Annotated in this window: 22 protein-coding genes and 3 pseudogenes; 23 read left to right on the top strand and 2 right to left on the bottom strand. The window is 33.0% G+C overall.

What is annotated here, in order from left to right:
- Positions 1-41: 41 nt before the first annotated feature.
- The 11 genes from WAZ07_RS19610 to WAZ07_RS19560 all read left to right on the top strand — a co-directional run bounded on the left by WAZ07_RS19610 (position 42) and on the right by WAZ07_RS19560 (position 6,891).
- Entirely contained in the window at positions 42-413 is a 372-nt protein-coding gene (locus WAZ07_RS19610) for a deaminase domain-containing protein (RefSeq protein ID WP_336473776.1), read from the top strand.
- A 13-nt stretch (positions 414-426) separates the two neighbouring features.
- Entirely contained in the window at positions 427-825 is a 399-nt protein-coding gene (locus WAZ07_RS19605; RefSeq protein ID WP_336473775.1) for a hypothetical protein, read from the top strand.
- 433 nt (positions 826-1,258) lie between these two features.
- On the top strand, positions 1,259-1,819 hold the full coding sequence (locus tag WAZ07_RS19600; RefSeq protein WP_336473774.1) for a deaminase domain-containing protein: 561 nt from the start codon (positions 1,259-1,261) through the stop codon (positions 1,817-1,819).
- Positions 1,820-1,839: 20 nt separating this feature from the next.
- Positions 1,840-2,190, top strand: coding sequence for an Imm3 family immunity protein (locus tag WAZ07_RS19595; protein ID WP_336473773.1), 351 nt, complete (start codon positions 1,840-1,842; stop codon positions 2,188-2,190).
- Between the two features lie 186 nt (positions 2,191-2,376).
- A complete protein-coding gene (cdiI, locus tag WAZ07_RS19590; RefSeq protein WP_336473772.1) occupies positions 2,377-2,763 on the top strand; it encodes a ribonuclease toxin immunity protein CdiI in 387 nt (128 codons plus the stop codon).
- Between the two features lie 322 nt (positions 2,764-3,085).
- A complete protein-coding gene (locus tag WAZ07_RS19585; RefSeq protein ID WP_336473771.1) occupies positions 3,086-3,535 on the top strand; it encodes a hypothetical protein in 450 nt (149 codons plus the stop codon).
- Positions 3,536-3,932: 397 nt separating this feature from the next.
- The gene (locus WAZ07_RS19580; protein WP_336473770.1) at positions 3,933-4,565 is read left to right on the top strand and encodes a deaminase domain-containing protein; all 633 of its coding nucleotides are present in this window, start codon (positions 3,933-3,935) and stop codon (positions 4,563-4,565) included.
- Between the two features lie 49 nt (positions 4,566-4,614).
- Entirely contained in the window at positions 4,615-4,953 is a 339-nt protein-coding gene (locus WAZ07_RS19575) for a hypothetical protein (protein ID WP_336473769.1), read from the top strand.
- 83 nt (positions 4,954-5,036) lie between these two features.
- Positions 5,037-5,573, top strand: coding sequence for a helix-turn-helix domain-containing protein (locus tag WAZ07_RS19570; protein ID WP_413788922.1), 537 nt, complete (start codon positions 5,037-5,039; stop codon positions 5,571-5,573).
- Between the two features lie 38 nt (positions 5,574-5,611).
- Positions 5,612-6,094 carry an IS630 family transposase gene (locus WAZ07_RS19565; protein WP_336473768.1) on the top strand — a complete coding sequence of 161 codons (483 nt, stop codon included), beginning with the start codon at positions 5,612-5,614 and terminating at the stop codon, positions 6,092-6,094.
- A 155-nt stretch (positions 6,095-6,249) separates the two neighbouring features.
- Positions 6,250-6,891, top strand: coding sequence for a hypothetical protein (locus WAZ07_RS19560; protein ID WP_336473767.1), 642 nt, complete (start codon positions 6,250-6,252; stop codon positions 6,889-6,891).
- Between the two features lie 705 nt (positions 6,892-7,596).
- Here WAZ07_RS19560 and WAZ07_RS19555 read toward each other — a convergent pair.
- Positions 7,597-7,851, bottom strand: a pseudogene (locus WAZ07_RS19555) (IS4 family transposase); the annotation flags it as partial.
- Positions 7,852-7,906: 55 nt separating this feature from the next.
- On the opposite strand from WAZ07_RS19555, the pseudogene WAZ07_RS19550 reads away from it, so the two are divergent.
- Together WAZ07_RS19550 and WAZ07_RS19545 are read left to right on the top strand one after the other, a co-directional pair.
- Positions 7,907-8,278 (top strand): annotated as a pseudogene (locus WAZ07_RS19550) (CdiA family toxin C-terminal domain-containing protein); the annotation flags it as partial.
- Between the two features lie 25 nt (positions 8,279-8,303).
- Entirely contained in the window at positions 8,304-8,693 is a 390-nt protein-coding gene (locus WAZ07_RS19545; protein ID WP_336473766.1) for a hypothetical protein, read from the top strand.
- 50 nt (positions 8,694-8,743) lie between these two features.
- On the opposite strand, the pseudogene WAZ07_RS19540 reads toward WAZ07_RS19545, so the two are convergent.
- Positions 8,744-9,028 (bottom strand): annotated as a pseudogene (locus tag WAZ07_RS19540) (transposase); the annotation flags it as partial.
- A 64-nt stretch (positions 9,029-9,092) separates the two neighbouring features.
- On the opposite strand from WAZ07_RS19540, the gene WAZ07_RS19535 reads away from it, so the two are divergent.
- The 10 genes from WAZ07_RS19535 to WAZ07_RS19490 all read left to right on the top strand — a co-directional run bounded on the left by WAZ07_RS19535 (position 9,093) and on the right by WAZ07_RS19490 (position 15,627).
- Positions 9,093-9,788: a deaminase domain-containing protein gene (locus WAZ07_RS19535; protein ID WP_336473765.1), complete on the top strand. Its 696-nt coding sequence runs from the start codon at positions 9,093-9,095 to the stop codon at positions 9,786-9,788.
- 14 nt (positions 9,789-9,802) lie between these two features.
- A complete protein-coding gene (locus tag WAZ07_RS19530; RefSeq protein WP_336473764.1) occupies positions 9,803-10,489 on the top strand; it encodes an Imm3 family immunity protein in 687 nt (228 codons plus the stop codon).
- Between the two features lie 155 nt (positions 10,490-10,644).
- Positions 10,645-10,836 (top strand): hypothetical protein, encoded by a 192-nt coding sequence (locus WAZ07_RS19525; RefSeq protein WP_336473763.1) that lies wholly within the window; start codon positions 10,645-10,647, stop codon positions 10,834-10,836.
- 483 nt (positions 10,837-11,319) lie between these two features.
- Positions 11,320-11,715 (top strand): immunity 22 family protein, encoded by a 396-nt coding sequence (locus WAZ07_RS19520; RefSeq protein ID WP_336473762.1) that lies wholly within the window; start codon positions 11,320-11,322, stop codon positions 11,713-11,715.
- A gap of 309 nt (positions 11,716-12,024) precedes the next feature.
- Positions 12,025-12,273: an HNH endonuclease gene (locus WAZ07_RS19515; RefSeq protein WP_336473853.1), complete on the top strand. Its 249-nt coding sequence runs from the start codon at positions 12,025-12,027 to the stop codon at positions 12,271-12,273.
- On the top strand, positions 12,270-12,758 hold the full coding sequence (locus WAZ07_RS19510) for an SMI1/KNR4 family protein (protein WP_336473761.1): 489 nt from the start codon (positions 12,270-12,272) through the stop codon (positions 12,756-12,758). Before WAZ07_RS19515 ends, WAZ07_RS19510 begins: the two co-directional genes overlap by 4 nt.
- Positions 12,759-13,332: 574 nt before the next feature.
- Positions 13,333-14,307, top strand: coding sequence for a hypothetical protein (locus WAZ07_RS19505; protein WP_336473760.1), 975 nt, complete (start codon positions 13,333-13,335; stop codon positions 14,305-14,307).
- A gap of 16 nt (positions 14,308-14,323) precedes the next feature.
- Positions 14,324-14,779, top strand: coding sequence for a hypothetical protein (locus WAZ07_RS19500; protein ID WP_336473759.1), 456 nt, complete (start codon positions 14,324-14,326; stop codon positions 14,777-14,779).
- A 140-nt stretch (positions 14,780-14,919) separates the two neighbouring features.
- Positions 14,920-15,318, top strand: coding sequence for a ribonuclease toxin immunity protein CdiI (cdiI, locus tag WAZ07_RS19495; RefSeq protein WP_336473758.1), 399 nt, complete (start codon positions 14,920-14,922; stop codon positions 15,316-15,318).
- 45 nt (positions 15,319-15,363) lie between these two features.
- Complete coding sequence (locus tag WAZ07_RS19490) at positions 15,364-15,627, top strand: hypothetical protein (protein WP_336473757.1); 264 nt, start codon at positions 15,364-15,366, stop codon at positions 15,625-15,627.
- The last annotated feature ends 4 nt before the right edge of the window (positions 15,628-15,631 follow it).

Below are 15,631 nucleotides of genomic sequence, written 5' to 3'. Positions count from 1 at the left end.
TTTTTACTTTTAGATATTTAGGGTGAAAAGCAATATGAGTTTTGAATCAAATACTCATGATGGTTAGCAAACATACGGCAGATGTAAATATTCCTGGTGTAAAAACTAATTATCAAGCGCATAGTCAGGTTCATTCTGCTGATAGCTTTGGTGATAGTTTCGGAGATTTTACACATTCCAAAGATACTAAATCACTTGAATCGTATGTAGATGACAAATTTCCTCGATATAATGATACTGAAGCAAAGATTCTTGAAGATATAGCTTCACAAATAAAAGATCCAAATATTATAGGGGAAATACATCTATTTTCAGATTTTGACGTATGTCAAAGCCGTACAAATTTAATTTTTGAATTCAGGGAAAAATTACTAAATGTTAAGTTGGATATTTATACAAATAGCATGAAATAAAGGAGTTGATAGTATGATAAATAGTTATGAAAGAATAAAAAACTCAGTGGCATATGGATTTGAAGAGTATATTGATGAGGAAGGTTTAACTGTTGCACAAGCTTCAGCAAAAATTTTAGAAGAAGAAGCGAGACGTTTGAATTATAGTCCATTTACTAAATCTTTATATTTTGTATCCATTGCATTAGAGGGCCTTAAGTCGAAACAAATTGCCGATTTTATTTTCAATAGGCTGGAAGGATACTTTAATATTGAAGATTTTGAAGATAGCAGGGATCAAAAAGATATAGATCAGCTTTGCAGTGATATAGAATTGTGCAAAGAAATGTTAAAAAAAGGAGGTTATGACATAATAGAAACAGAAAATACAGGCAGGATTGAATACATTTTGAGTTTACCATCTGATTTTTAAACAAAAAATCGAATTGACTAATAAGGATGTGTAACAATTTTCGTGTTTTCTTGAGGGTGTAAGATAGACTGTGTAAGTTACAGATATGTAGCGGACACAGTCTATTTTTATTCTCACTTTTATAATTAATATTAGATTTTTTCTCCACTATCTTTAGGTGTAAAAACAGCATCAAAATCACAGTTTAGAAAATTAGCAATTTGGCGAATTTCCTTCTCGCTGAAATTATCTCGATTAAGTTTATTTGTAAGATTTTGAATAATTATGTGCGAGTGACGAACCGAGATGGTCGAGATTCCAATAAATCTAGATGGCTGATGTGGGAGCCATGGAAAGCGCTGATTGACGATGTGGAGAAGCTAAGTATTTCCTAACAACCGAAGGGCGGATAGCTCTTCCTAAGTAACGGGCGAGATCAAGTGGTTACTGGCAGTTGTTACGTGCTCAAAATCCCAGTTTTTTATTTTTTTGCATGTTCAAGATCCGCCCCACGGGTGGTAGTGGGGCTAGATTTCCAACGCGTATTGTAAATCCAGAAACAGAAGGGCATATACTTGATAAAGTTTCTGAAGCTAGAGGTGGTCTATCTAATAGATTTAAAGAAACTGGTAATTTTGCATATGCAGAAGTTGATGTTATTGGAATAAATAAGTCGGAATTTTATTCGCACAGTGGAATACATGATCCCGCAAAGAAAATTCCAGGAACCGAAAACTTTTCTTTTAAACCGGAAAATCCGATATTTAAGGCTACAGAAGCACCTAACTCAAATGGAGGGAAACCATATTTAAGAGATGCTGATACTGAGTATAAAATACTCAATGACATTGCAAATCAATTAGGTGATAATGTGAATGCCCAAGGAAGGATTAAACTGTTTACTGAAAAAGATACATGCTCAAGTTGTAATGGAGTTATAAATCACTTTAAAATAAAGTACCCCAAAATAGAAATCAAAGTGGTTCACAATAATGGTAATATGATATCACCATAAACAATAGGAGGGAATTATCAATGGCATTAACATATGAAGAAATATTTGAGTATTTTAATGAAACGTATAATGATTTTAAAGAAGATGAAAAGATAGATAGTGAAGAAGCGATAGAAAGAACTTTCGGAGAATATGAGACAGTTTTAAACCAATCAGAATCCAAAAAGGCAATTGTCTATACTGCTTACGGAGAACTTCTAATATCATTGCCAAAGATCTATAGAAATTCAAAGAATAACTTAGTCGAAACACTCAAGCATCTAAACTCAGATTTAATTCAACAAGAGTTAACTCGCGACCAATATGTAGGATTATTTTCTCGAATCGGGAAAATTTTACATGAAATTGAAGAGAAACGTCTATATGATTAATAGTCTTATGACACGAAACAGAACAGGTTAAATAAAAAAACAGTCATATAATGGGCGTGTAAAATATACTGCATAAGCTTCGTTTCTTAAACTTTACACAGTATATTTTACACCTTAAAACTAAGATAAATTCAGAAACTAGAGAGATAGAGAATGCTTATCTAGTATTAGACTGGGTGGATTAATATGAACGTATATGAAGAATTTATTGAGATAATGAAACAGAGAAATTTGAATAAAGAGGCAGTTATTGATGTTTTGAATATATATGTAAATGGACGTAACTTTCTACAACACTTAGAAGGTTTTAAAAGTAAAGAGGGAGAGCGTTGGGAATATAATGGAGTAATTTATTCAGGTGAATATGAACAAGATGATGAGGAGTATTTTGGACAAAATAAAGTTTTATTTTATTCTGGCGATGGTGATAATGACTACGATATTGTGAATTATGATCAATTGTACCAATATTTAAGTGCTGCATGTGAATTTTATATAGGGAAAAATCCTGAAAAGAAAGAGATTACTGAAGAGTTGTTGATGAAAATTAAAGAGCAATATAATATTAAATAAGTAATAGTAAAAGCACTTCTTAATAAATCTAGAAGTGCTTTTTTCTTGCAAATTATAAAAAATTATTACAGCAAAAAATTGAAGCAAGGGGAAATATGACTGCTGGGGGATAGCTTGTTTAGAGGAAAGAAATATTAAAAAATACTGTAATCTAATTGGAATAACAGCTGAGAGTATGTTTAATAAGATAAAAGATTCATACATTAATAAAGGAATTTATGAATCAGATGAACAAGTATGGAAAATTATAATTGAAAAATCAATGCAAAAAGATGACGTAATAAATACACTATTAGGATTAGTGCATTAGGAGGGGGAGCTTATGATAATACTGAATAATTACCCTAAGATTGACACATATATTATATTAGAACCTAGTGGATATTCAATAGTTGAAAAAAATAAAGTACAGTTAGTTAGACAAGGCGTGGGAGGATTTAGCGAAGATGGACAGGTAGTTGGTATTTATGTTAAAGATAACAAACTATTTTTTTTCTACAATGGACAATCATTTGAAACATCTGTAGACGATCTAATTTGTACAAATAGTTATATTTCCAAATTGGAAAGATGTTTTAGTGTACAAATGGGGGGACAAAATATATGTAATATAGTTTATGAACCTTTTATTGATCCGGGAATGATATATTATGATGCAGACCCTGAAGAATTTGATGCATTGTTATACTTAAGTGGATTAATGAAGAATGAGGATTCTATTAAGAAATTTATGAAGGGTATGGAAATAATTAAAGCACAGAATAAAAGCTAGTGTTTTAGAGAAAGAAAATTACGCGTATAGCAATGTCTACCAATGGATAAAACGAGTTCGCAAATATTTTTTGTGTATTTTCTAGATAAATGTCCCAAATAAATTAGATCTCAGGATTATAGTTTACGATCCAATTAGCAGGTGCTTAAAATACAATCAGTAAAATACGAACTAAAAAAATTACGTGATTAATAGGTATTCAAAATAAAAGGGCTGTTCCATAAGTTGGTTTTACTCGCTTATGGAACAGCCCCTTTTGTTTTAGTGTAAAAATAGTTTAGATAAAACATTCAAGTAGGTAAAATAATAATTAGATTATTTCGAATTTTACGGATTAAAAACAGGAAAATCCAGAAATGAAAAAATGTATCAGTTTGGCAGAAAAATGGCCCAAGGGATGGATAATACACTTGCCTTCTTCAAGGGGCCTAAACCAGCTGGAGACAGTGTGTTGATAGGGGAACAAGGTGGCTCAGGAAAGATTACTGAGTGGGTCAATACGCATCATGCAGAGAGTACTAAGTTTATGGATGGTAAGATTCAAGGGCTTGAGGCTTCGCTTGCTAAGGGAGTGGCAGAAGCTAAAACTACTATAAGATTACTTGATGAAGTGGTAAATTCTAATTTCTTAAATATAATCAATAAACATAAAAATAAATTGCCACAATGGGCTATAGGAAAAGGTAATTTTGAATGTGCTGAAGTAACTATAGAGGGTATAACTAAAAATGAATATTTTGCACATAGTGCAATACAGGCAGAGATAGAGAGTATTAAGGGAACTGGCATTTTAATAAAACCAGATTCAACTTTATTAAAGGCAATAAAAGTTGATGGAAACAATGTAGTAGATGGAGCTGGAGCATGGTTAAGGGATGTTGATACTGAATTTAAAATACTTTCAGAAATACAAAATAAATTGGGAACCGAGTATAGTACAGCAGGGAAAATTAAATTGTTTACTGAATTGGAATGTTGCCCAAGTTGTTTAGATATAATAGAACAATTTAAAAATTATATCACAACATAGATATTGAAGTAATATATAAGATAAAAAAATAGAAAGAAGGTTATATTTGATGAACAAATACAATTTTTATGAAAGTAAGTTTAGAACTTTGGAATCTTTTTACATGTGGATAGAACAAGGAAGTACTTATGATGTTGCAGCATCACAATGTATATATTATGACCAACCACAGAATGAGCTTGATGAAATAGTGATGCCTATAACAATTGCTACTAGATTTGCTAGATATGGAAAACCATTAGGTGATGATTTTAAACAAGTTTTGAAAAAGAAGATTGAAAGTTTTAATATGTTAGATTTATCAAAGTATAATTTAAACGAAGATGAATTAAAAGCTTTAAAAGAAGAAATAAGTGAAGTGTCTGGATATATTTCAAACTATATATAACTGACTAGTTTCTTCATCTTCTGTGCTTATTCTCTCAAAATCTTGTCCATACTGGTTCCAAGGACAAGAAAAAGGAGCGGATTATGATGAAGCGTTTGAAGATTACAAATACACATGACCTTACGATTACTGACTTGCGGATACAAGAAAAACAGGAAAGCAATGCATTTTTTCGCACACGTATTATGGCTGTGCGTCTCGTCATGCAAGGGAAATTGGGCAAAGAAGCAGCCGAGATTTGTGGGATCCATCGCCAGTCTGTTTCCGAATACGTAAAACGGTTTAATGAAGGTGGCATGGACCTCCTTCTCGAGCGTAAAATGGCACCGGGACGCGCATGTTTTCTAACGGACGACCAACAACAGGCGCTCAAAGAAATCATTCTAACGAGCACACCGACGGATCAAGGCTTGGGAAGCGCTGTGTCCTGGACTACACCAGTCATTCAGGAATATTTGCGTCGTACGTATGATATAGAAATGTCGAATACAGGTGTTTTACGCATGCTTTGGCGGTTGAAGTTAAGTTATACCCGTCCGACCTACACACTCAAGAGGGCAGATCCCAAAAAACAGCGTATGTTCCGACATCAAATTACTTTGATTAAAAAAAATTGCTGACCGAAGATATGGTTCTTCTCTATCAAGACGAGACGCATGTGCGAGCGTATCAAAGTCTACACGCTACTTGGTCACAACGAGGATCGCAAAAACAGATTCCAACTTATGGTCATCATGCTAGCGTAACCGTTTTTGGAACAGTAAACGCCCAAACAGGAGAAGTAGTACACCAGACGGCGTCTTCCTGTAAACAGGAAGACTTTTTGTCATTCCTCTTCTATGTGCTAAAGCAATATAAAGATAAGTTTGTGGTCATGGTTACAGACAACGCTCGCATTCATAAAAGCAAATCTGTACAAAACTTCTTGCATGAACAGAAAGAGCGGCTGATGTTGGTATACCTTCCTCCATATTTACCGAATCTGAACCCAATTGAAAGACTGTGGAAATGGTTAAAACAACAGGTTATTGCCAACCGATTTCATCCGACACAAGCATCCATAAAAGAGGCGGTACAAGGCTTTTTATCAGACATCGCTATCACTCCCCAAGCCGTGCTTCGTCGGCTTGGGTTGCATTAAGCCACATGTCGAAAAGACAAGTCAGTTATATATACAAAAGCTGATATGATAATTCATAGGACATTTATACCTGCATCTGATTGGGAAAGGTTTTCAAATGTAAATGGATTACCGTCTTTGGCAGATATACCAGCATTAAAATAAGGAGAAAGTTTATGGATAAATATATTTACAAAGTAACTGGGGATTATAAGGACTGGTTAGAAATGAAAAAAAGTGATACAACTTTTCATAATGGTAGTTTAATAGGACTTATATCTTATGCTAATGATAGGTTAGAATTGAAATTAAATTATGGAACAGATTTGTATTATCATTCTGAGATAAAAAAAGCAGGTGACATTATTATCACAGTACCAACGAAAGAGTACTTATTGAAAGATGATTATATGTACATTCCTTTAGTGTTTGATGAGGAGGAGTACGAAGAACTTGTTGAAATTAGCTATGTTGATAGAGAGTTATTGAAAAATATACAACAAGTGAATAAACAAGACCTTTGCAACATACTATTAAACAACTTTAAATGTGGATTTGGCATAACAGGGTATTTAGAATTTAATGATATTATAAATAGTATAATTGCTTTTTCAGAAGATGAAGCTGAATTAGCAGAACGCATTAATAATATGATTAGTAACGAAAGTATAAATTTACAAAGAATTGGAGAAGAAGGTTCAAAGAATATTACTATTTTTATTGACTTTTTAGGAAACTTATACGAGTGGAACTCCATAGTAGAAATTGGTGATAAATTCTACTTAAAAATAGTAGATGATTATGTGATGGAAGTGTAAGGGCAGGTAAATAAATTTATGGGATTTTCAGGATATTCTCTTGTACAGTAATATCAATGAAATAGAATATCTTGTTAAGGGATTGCTAGATTTATCTGGTGAGAAGAACTCTTTACACAAGCCCTGATGAAAATTATGAATTCGGTAAGTTATGTGAAATGATTGGAAGATTTTCGGATGATGAAGAAGAACTAAAGATTCCTAATATGTACTGTAGTGAAAATGAAATTAGAGATAAAGTAAAGAATATATTAGAGAAATTAAAATAGTTTGTTACTTAATGCAAAATAGAGAATTAAGTAACTTCATAAAAAATAGTAATAGCAGAATACAGTTAAATCAATAATAGTAAGAAAATTTAGTACTGCATAACTTAAATAATGCAGTGAATAGGGGGTAAAGGGGGAAGAGTGGCAGATAAAATTAAAAAGTAATTTCTAGTTGATGAAACTAAAAATACTTTCTAAAATCTTTACTACCTATGCCCCCTTTCTACCTAAAGTAAAAGAAAATATCATTGTAACTGAAATATCGATACTACAATAGTGTCGATATTTTTTTACATTGAATTAGGCTGAGAGCACATCGCTATCAAGCTAAGAATTCATTAGGAATTTTCCAGAGGTTTTTTTTATAAGGGATTAGTGTAGATTATTTAAAAATTCGCATACGAAATAAACCCTAATGGGTTTTGTCTTTTTTCAATTAAGCAGCTAGATCTTCAGATATGGTACAATTATAAATGACACCTAATATATCAAAGACTGTTTTTTTCTCGTATCGATGAGATTTTCGTCCGTTGCGCTGTAGGAGGTTAAACAGATGAAGGAGAATCTTTGATAATTCTTGGGTGTCTTTTTGTATAGTTTGGAACAGAAGAAAAAAATAATTTTTAATCATATAAATAGCTTTATATTCACTCAATTCTTGTTTCTTCTTCATAAGAAGTAACTTCCGCATTAATCATTTGAAAAATGTTGAAAAAATAAATACATAAAGAGGGGTAAGTGGAGGACATAATTTAGATGAATTTAGAAAATCATTATCTACTCAAGGCGTGAGCTTTGAAGATTTGATAATAACACAAAAACCTCATCTCACAATTAAGGGTGTGTATGAAATTGAATATAGGATACCACGTAAAGATATGGCAGGAAATATTGCTAAACCTATCACATATAAAGATATATCTACTCCGAAGACAGTATACGATCCAAATATAGTTTCGGATACACAAATGTTTGAGTGGGGAAAAAATGCAATGCAAAATGGAACAATCCAAGCAGACGGAAGGACTGTGATAGGCACATTTTCTAATGGTTTGAAGTTCAAAGGTTTTCTTGATTCAGAAGGGAATATTACAAACTTTTATCCAATGCTGGACTAACTTTACAATTTTTAGGAGGATAATAATGGGTGAATATACTATTGTTAGCGATAAATCAACAATTGATAAATTGATGTTGACGTATTTTTTAGTAGTAAATGGTGAACAGTTTAAAAAGGCTTTAAAATGTTTTTCACAAAAAAGAGGATATGGAGAAGAATTTGTGGCGATTCTTTTTAAATATGATTTTGACGATTTTGATTTAGCGCATCTTTCGAAGCCTATAGATGATTCTCATATTATATTAGAAATGGACTATCCTTCTGCTGATAGAGATACTCAAGCCTACTTAAATTTTAAAGAATTATATGATTATTTGGAGAAAAGGGTCTTGTCAATCATAGAGGATAATCCAGAAGAAAAGTCTGAGTTAAACAAATTGTTATTAGAAGTAAAAGAAGGTTTAGGTTTATAAAATAGCCTATTTTGCTAGATGAAGTGAACCCAAAAAGTTAGACACATATTTTAAGCGGTTAATGAGGAATGCGTTCTGTATTGTACAGGGCTCATTCCTTTTAATTTTGTTTTAATTCGGTCATTATTGTAGTAGTGAATATATTTTTCTAATTCTAATGTAAAATGCTCCATACTTTTGAACTCTTGTAAGTAAAGTAGGGAGCATTTTAATAAGCCAAAGAAATTTTCGATGACTGCGTTATCTAAATAATTCCCCTTACGGGACATACTTTGTGTAATTCCTTTTTCTTTCAATACATTTTGGTATTTCTTCATTTGATTGTGCCACTCCTGCCGCAATGTTCCGATGTTTTTAAAATGGATCAAGGTGATAAATGGTGTAGCAGGTGGAATTAATGTGGCGAGAAGGGCATTATTTGGTAAATCCCTAGATAATTCCTTAGCCTACGCTCACGCTGCTGATGCCGCCGCCGGTGGGGCCAACACAGTTCTTCGTGGAACGAACTTGAGAGGTTCAGTGAAAGCGACTTTTGAAAATAGGAAAGAGGCTATTCATAGTCGGATTTCGAAGTTGGAAGAGAGTGGTGGTAGAGAGACTTCTCGATTCCCAACTAGATCAATTGATTCAAGTAAAGATGCTGATATTCTTAATAGAGTTTCAGAGATTAAAGGAACTCTATCAAATAGAGTTCTGAACAAATCAGGATCAAATATGGGATACGCTGAGGTAAATATTGAAGGGATAAATAAAAATGAATTTTATGCCCATAGTCAAGTTAAGGATGCTGGTGAAAATCCGAACTTAGAAGGATTTTCACCAAAGCCTAAAACCCCAAAGTATGAAGCACAAGAGGCGAAGAATGCAGATGGAGTAAGTTATTTAAGGGATCAAGATTCTGAGTATAAGATTATAAATGATGTAGCATCACGGTTAGGGGGTAATCATGATGCAAAGGGTAAAATAAAATTATTTACTGAGAAAGATACTTGTGATAGTTGTAATAGTATTATCAGTCAATTTAAAAAGGATTATCCAGATATTGAAATTGAAGTGATTCATAATGATGGAAAACCAATTCCCCCTAAAAAATAAAAGAGGTGAGTTTAATGTGGGAGTATCAAGAGTGCATTGAAGCGTTTAATGAGGATTTTTTAGAATATAAACGACAAGATAATATGAGTAATAGTGAAGCATTGGCAAGAACTTTTGATGAGTATTACAGCCCAAACATTGAAGATGAAATGGAAAAGGCATTAATAAATGTATTGTATGTAGAAACAGTGTCGGAAAAGGCAAGAATTTTTATAATAGCAAAAGAAAATAGGATAAAAGAATTAAAATCTATTGATTTTCAAAAAATCGAGAAACAAATTGAAAAAAAACAAATAACTAAAAATCAACTTGAAGAGTTAATTATTCGTCGAGAAAAGGCGTTAGAAAGACTTGAAAAAATTCCAGTAGATTATTGTCCAAGAGCAAGATGGTATTATGAAGAAATAGTAAATGAAGTGTATCAATACCTTACAATTAGTGTTAAAAGTGAGCAATCATCAGAAGCTATTGTAAGTAATGTGTTAGAACGCTTTAAAAGAGATTGCAAAAATACACTTAGTGAAAAGATGGCTATATATACAACATTAGGAGAGTATTTAGTAAAACAAAACCTTATAATCCCAAAAGGTGTTATAAAAGAGTTGTCTCAATTTAATGTCAATGAAACAGAGGAACAGCTTTTGTTAAAAGAGAAACAAGACCTAGAATTACGTATTCATAAGCTGCTTGAAAGCAACTGAGAACTGGTGAAACTCCAGTTCTTTTTTATATTTTTGTGCTATTGGGGAATTCAAAAACAGATACATAGACTGCTGTAGGGTAGAAAATAGAAAACTTTATACAAGTCAATAAATCTGTTATCAAGGCAACCAAGCCAATTGCAGAAGGCGTCACAATGATTGCCTCAAAAGCAAAATCCTTTGCCCAAAAACTGGGGGATGCACTGCAAAGAGGGAAAACAGTTGTAAAAACAGCATTCATAGAAGCAGACAAGAAGGTACAAGCTGCGATTAAAACTCTTATGGAGTATAAGTGGATTCCAGGAAAAAGGTATGAGATGGCGGGTTCACTTCATTGTCTACAATAGGCGACGAGTGCTTTTTTGTTTAAGCATGAAAAGTGAAACGAGCGTTATAATTTTATAAGTGCACTAAGGGTACGGATAATACTAGCATCTCGAAGCCAGTAAGACCTAAAGCAAGTAGAACGGAACCCCGGCATAAGAAAAAAACCTTCTGCTAGTAAGAAACAGAAGAAAAAAAGATTATCAAATGCGCAATTAAATAAACTTGTAAGAGACAATTTTGTTAAAGAAACATCTAGGACCAGAACCTTTACTCCCAGAGACTATGCCCGGAAGTAAAGACTTTGCAAAATGGTTTAATGAATTGAGCGTAGATGAATTTGAACTGGCTTGGACTACTCCAAAATTAAGGACTATCATTGCGAGTAGGATTTGTTATCCCGGTGGGTACCATGAATGGCATTTAGTATCACGGGCGCCAATTTTTAAGCGGTGGGGTCGATGCATTACCAGAAGGACTTAGATAATTAGAAAAGGAGGATTAATATGGAAAACCCAGGAGCTGTTTCTCTTTGGTTCGGAAATTGTAGTAATGAGAATTTGTTAAGCAAGTATGTAGCAATAAAATATGATAATGAGGGAGACAGGATTCCTTCGAGTTTTATGAATGATTTTCAAGTAGATTTCATTGAGTACAACCAAGACTTATTAGAATGTACCTATAATGAATATTCTACATCTTCTTTGTCTGAATTACTAAAGAATGCTTCGTATTCTGAATCAATTATAAGTGAACTTGAAGACTTTTATGGTGAAAATTTAGAAGAACAATACAATATTGTCATTAGGTTATATGATTTTGAATATGAAGAACTTGTTGAGGAAGCAAAACTTGATGGTAGGAACCTTAGGTATATGGGTTCGGTAATTTATGAAGATTAGAAACCTAATTTAATGGCTAGGTATACTCATTACATCTAAGTATATTTATTAAGTAACTACTCAGTCACTTTATGAAAAAACGATAGAAAAGCATTTTTTTAAATGGCCAGGGAGGGACTGGCTATGTATAGTAGTGGTCAGGGCCTATTTCCGCCACGTGCAAAGTTTGAAAACAAAGAAAGGCAGCGAGGTGTAGGCCCATTTTTATCTTCGTGGCAGTAATTATGGGTAAGCGTGTTTTTGCTGGAATCATACCCCTTACAAAACTTCTAAATGAAGTGTATGGCTGAGTAGTTACAAAGTTTATATATTAAGCCAGATGATATACAGTTTAAAGAGTGTACTCAAATGTTAAAGAAGGCTATAGAGAAGGGAGAGATTCTAAAAGAAATATTTACTCCAAAACAGTTAAAAGAAATAAAAATAGGATTGCCACGTATATCGGATTTAACTTGGCATCATCATCAAATATCTGGGGAAATACAGTTAGTAATATTTGATACTCACGGTGTAAATCATTTTGGTGGAAACAAATTATGGGGGGGAGATATTAGATGAGTAATTTAGTATGGAAGTATACATATAATAAAATTAGTACAGATGATGTCAAAGAAACTTTAAAAGGTACTGGTTTTGATTTTCCGATGGACTATATAGAATGTGTTGCGATAAATAATGGAGGACATGTTGAACCAATGCTTTTTGATGTTGAAGGTATTGAAAGAGTTTTTGGTTCACTATTATCTTTTAATCCTGAGAGTGAAGAGTTTATACTTGAAACTTATGATGACTATAAAGATACCTTGCCTAGTAAGTTATTTCCAATTGGATTTGATCCCGCAGGAAACTTAATTTGTTTTGATTTTAGAGGTCGTAGGGACCAACCGATAGTGGTTTTTTGGGAACATGAGGGTGCATGGGAAAAAGAAGCACTGATGGAAAGTGAAGGGATTACAGCAGAAGAAGCAGAGGAAGTAGCAAGAGAAAATGTATTTTACGTGGCAAGTAACTTCACTGAGTTTTTAAACAAATTACATGATTAATAGATAGTTAAAATAAAAGGGTGTTCCATAAGTTGGTTTTACTTGCTTATGGAACAGCCCTTTTTTGTTTTAGAAGAAAATTATTTGTTTAACCGATATTTTAAATAAAAGATTCGTATAAGCAAGCTGATAGTTAGTTTATGTAAAACAGATCGGCTTAAAGATAAAAATCTGGAATATAGCAGCTGCATTCAAAGGTTTTGAACTAGCTAGAGGCGGTACGATGATAGCGAATCAAAGAAAGGGTTACTATCAATAAGTATCATCTAGAGAGAGGTAAGATTATGGATGATGAGATTAAGGGGGAACATTCACCGTTCTAATCAAAAATGTGGTAAAATAACCCATAAATAGGTGTTTAATATGGATCCACCTGATGGAGGAGAGTCCTGGTCTACAATTGGATTTTATCATATCTGGCGAGAAGACCCCTACCTCAAGCGCGCAACGGTAGGTGGGGGTAGTTCAATAGAGTTGAAACAGATATCAAGATCACTGATATTGGATTCGGTGTTGATGAGTTACAGGTAAAGAACTGGAATAAGGAAATAGATTAATTCATAGGGAGGATGCAATGATAAACCAAAAAAAGTTAGAAATGGCTTTTAAAAGATATAGCAAAAATTTTGTGGATGGAATCAAATTTGAAGATGTGAAAGATAAATATAATGTTAGTAGAAAAGAGAACGAGAAAATCGTTGAGCAAAATGAAACAGAGAAGGATCACATACTATTAATAAATCTAAACCAAATTTCTTCATATTACTTGTCACTATGGAAAAATGATGTATTGATCAGCGGTGGAAACAATGTAGAAGGATTAAAGAACATGCAGAAGGTTTTATTTTACCAGTGCATGGGACAGGATCTCTATACAAGCAAGTATCCAGGGATGTTCTTGGAATATTTGTTTAGCGAAGTCGTCTTCACATTAGTTCATTTTGCAATGTATGGATGGGAGAAGGAAGAAAATATATTATATGATTTTATGACTCATCACTTCGGTGGACATTTAATAGATGCCAATGAAGAAGATAGACATATTTGGTTTTTGCTAGAGTTGTACTTGCAGTATAGAAATAAAACCATCATGGGAACGAATGAAAAATTGCATCTAACTGTGATAAATAAGTTTAAGGAAGCTGAACTGCGATGCGACTTAATCCCTGAAGACCTGAACATTTATGATGAAGTGCTGGAACGTTGGTCGACTGGTGATTTAGAAGAAATAGAACATCTAATTTCGATAATGTCTCAGTATCATTCTGCATTAGCTTCTGAAATCGGACAGTTCGGTGAATTTGGTGATTTCGGATACGGATTTTATCCTTTTGAAATCTTATTCTTGATCCATGTAAGGAAACAACTAGGGTTGCCAGTACCTACTCAATTCGATAATTTTCTGATGAATACTCCAGAAGCGAAAATGGTATTTGCAGAACGTGAGCCATACCCTGAATGGGATCCCGTGCTTCAGATGATTGATCAATTTTATCGTAAAAACTACCCAGAATATATTCCTAACAAGCATGGAGAATTATTTCAATAAAAGGGAGGAAGCTAATATGCCGGATAAAGGGATAGCACAGATTATATTTCCTGATAGCAAGGATTTGGAAACGTTTTTGAAAGAGCAAGGAAGTTATGACTTACATGAAGACCTATTAAAATATGGATTGACGACGAAACAGTTTTTATACGTTGACTATAAAGGTGAGGAATATCAAGAAATTGTCAATTTTATTCTTGATTACGAATTTGCCCACCAAATTGAATTAGCAACACAAGAAGAACTCGAGAAATTAGAAGCATTTCATTATGAATTTTTACCTGAAAAGATCAAGGAGGTCAACAAAATACTGTCACCAAAGGGGTATGGACTATTTGCATATCCAAATTCGGGCGACTTCTTCGCACTATTCATTGGAAAAGTAGAGAATATAACAAAATTGCTGCAAGAAGAAGTGCTGCACGATGATAGAATCCCTTTTCAAGAAAGGTGTATCAAGTATTATAAATAGACCTAAGATTGTACGTCTTCAACCTTGACTTCGGTCAAGGTTTCCTTATAAGTTAATATCAAGATTGCATAGTCCTCTAGAATGTGCCATTTTTGAACTGTTTTTGAATTTGGCAATAAGTAGTTAGGAAGTGAGAGAAAATGCAAAATAGAAAAGAAGAGTTTGAAAAGTTTTATGATATTTTTGAACAAAAGAACTTAAAAAAGAATTATACCGTTATTGTATTAGGACAGTTTGTGTTTAATTATGATTTTGTAGACATTTTAAAAGGATTTCTTAAAGAGGATGTTGAAAGACGAGATACCATTGGCGTAGTATATTCAGATGAATTTGATCAAAGTGATGAAGAGTATTTCGGAGAAAATAAAGTATTATTCTATTACGGTATAGACGAAGAATGGGAAGACATCGTGACCCACGAAGAATTATGTGAATACCTGCAAACAGCATGTGAATTTTATATAGGAAAAAATCCTGAAAAGAAAGAGATTATTGAAGAGTTGTTGATGAAAATTAAAGAGCAATATAATATTAAATAAGTAATAGTAAAAGCACTTCTGAATAAATCTAGAAGTGCTTTTTTCTTGCAAATTATAAAAATCATTACAGCAAAAAATTGTAGTAAGGGGAGATATGACTGCTGGGGGATAGCTTGTTTAGAGGAAAGAAATATTAAAAAATACTGTAATCTAATTGGAATAACAGCTGAGAGTATGTTTAATAAGATAAAAGATTCATACATTAATAAAGGAATTTATGAATCAGATGAACAAGTATGGAAAATTATAATTGAAAAATCAATGCAAAAAGATGACGTAATAAATACACTATTAGGATTAGTGCATTAGGAGG

Origin of the sequence: Bacillus bruguierae (genome assembly GCF_037104725.1) — a bacterium.
Taxonomy (GTDB): Bacteria; Bacillota; Bacilli; order Bacillales; family Bacillaceae_G; genus Bacillus_A; species Bacillus_A bruguierae.
Note: the sequence above shows the minus strand (reverse complement) of the source record. Positions and strands in the feature narration are given on the sequence as shown.

Excerpts from the sequence above, each read along its gene's own strand:
- WAZ07_RS19510 (WP_336473761.1), top strand. The coding sequence starts at position 12,270 with ATGAGTAATTTAGTATGGAAGTATACATATAATAAAATTAGTACAGAT.
- cdiI (WP_336473758.1), top strand. The coding sequence starts at position 14,920 with ATGCAAAATAGAAAAGAAGAGTTTGAAAAGTTTTATGATATTTTTGAA.
- cdiI (WP_336473772.1), top strand. The coding sequence starts at position 2,377 with ATGAACGTATATGAAGAATTTATTGAGATAATGAAACAGAGAAATTTG.
- WAZ07_RS19595 (WP_336473773.1), top strand. The coding sequence starts at position 1,840 with ATGGCATTAACATATGAAGAAATATTTGAGTATTTTAATGAAACGTAT.
- WAZ07_RS19575 (WP_336473769.1), top strand. The coding sequence starts at position 4,615 with ATGAACAAATACAATTTTTATGAAAGTAAGTTTAGAACTTTGGAATCT.
- WAZ07_RS19585 (WP_336473771.1), top strand. The coding sequence starts at position 3,086 with ATGATAATACTGAATAATTACCCTAAGATTGACACATATATTATATTA.
- WAZ07_RS19570 (WP_413788922.1), top strand. The coding sequence starts at position 5,037 with ATGATGAAGCGTTTGAAGATTACAAATACACATGACCTTACGATTACT.
- WAZ07_RS19545 (WP_336473766.1), top strand. The coding sequence starts at position 8,304 with ATGGGTGAATATACTATTGTTAGCGATAAATCAACAATTGATAAATTG.
- WAZ07_RS19505 (WP_336473760.1), top strand. The coding sequence starts at position 13,333 with ATGATAAACCAAAAAAAGTTAGAAATGGCTTTTAAAAGATATAGCAAA.
- WAZ07_RS19530 (WP_336473764.1), top strand. The coding sequence starts at position 9,803 with ATGTGGGAGTATCAAGAGTGCATTGAAGCGTTTAATGAGGATTTTTTA.
- WAZ07_RS19525 (WP_336473763.1), top strand. The coding sequence starts at position 10,645 with ATGATTGCCTCAAAAGCAAAATCCTTTGCCCAAAAACTGGGGGATGCA.
- WAZ07_RS19500 (WP_336473759.1), top strand. The coding sequence starts at position 14,324 with ATGCCGGATAAAGGGATAGCACAGATTATATTTCCTGATAGCAAGGAT.
- WAZ07_RS19520 (WP_336473762.1), top strand. The coding sequence starts at position 11,320 with ATGGAAAACCCAGGAGCTGTTTCTCTTTGGTTCGGAAATTGTAGTAAT.
- WAZ07_RS19580 (WP_336473770.1), top strand. The coding sequence starts at position 3,933 with ATGGATAATACACTTGCCTTCTTCAAGGGGCCTAAACCAGCTGGAGAC.
- WAZ07_RS19605 (WP_336473775.1), top strand. The coding sequence starts at position 427 with ATGATAAATAGTTATGAAAGAATAAAAAACTCAGTGGCATATGGATTT.
- WAZ07_RS19560 (WP_336473767.1), top strand. The coding sequence starts at position 6,250 with ATGGATAAATATATTTACAAAGTAACTGGGGATTATAAGGACTGGTTA.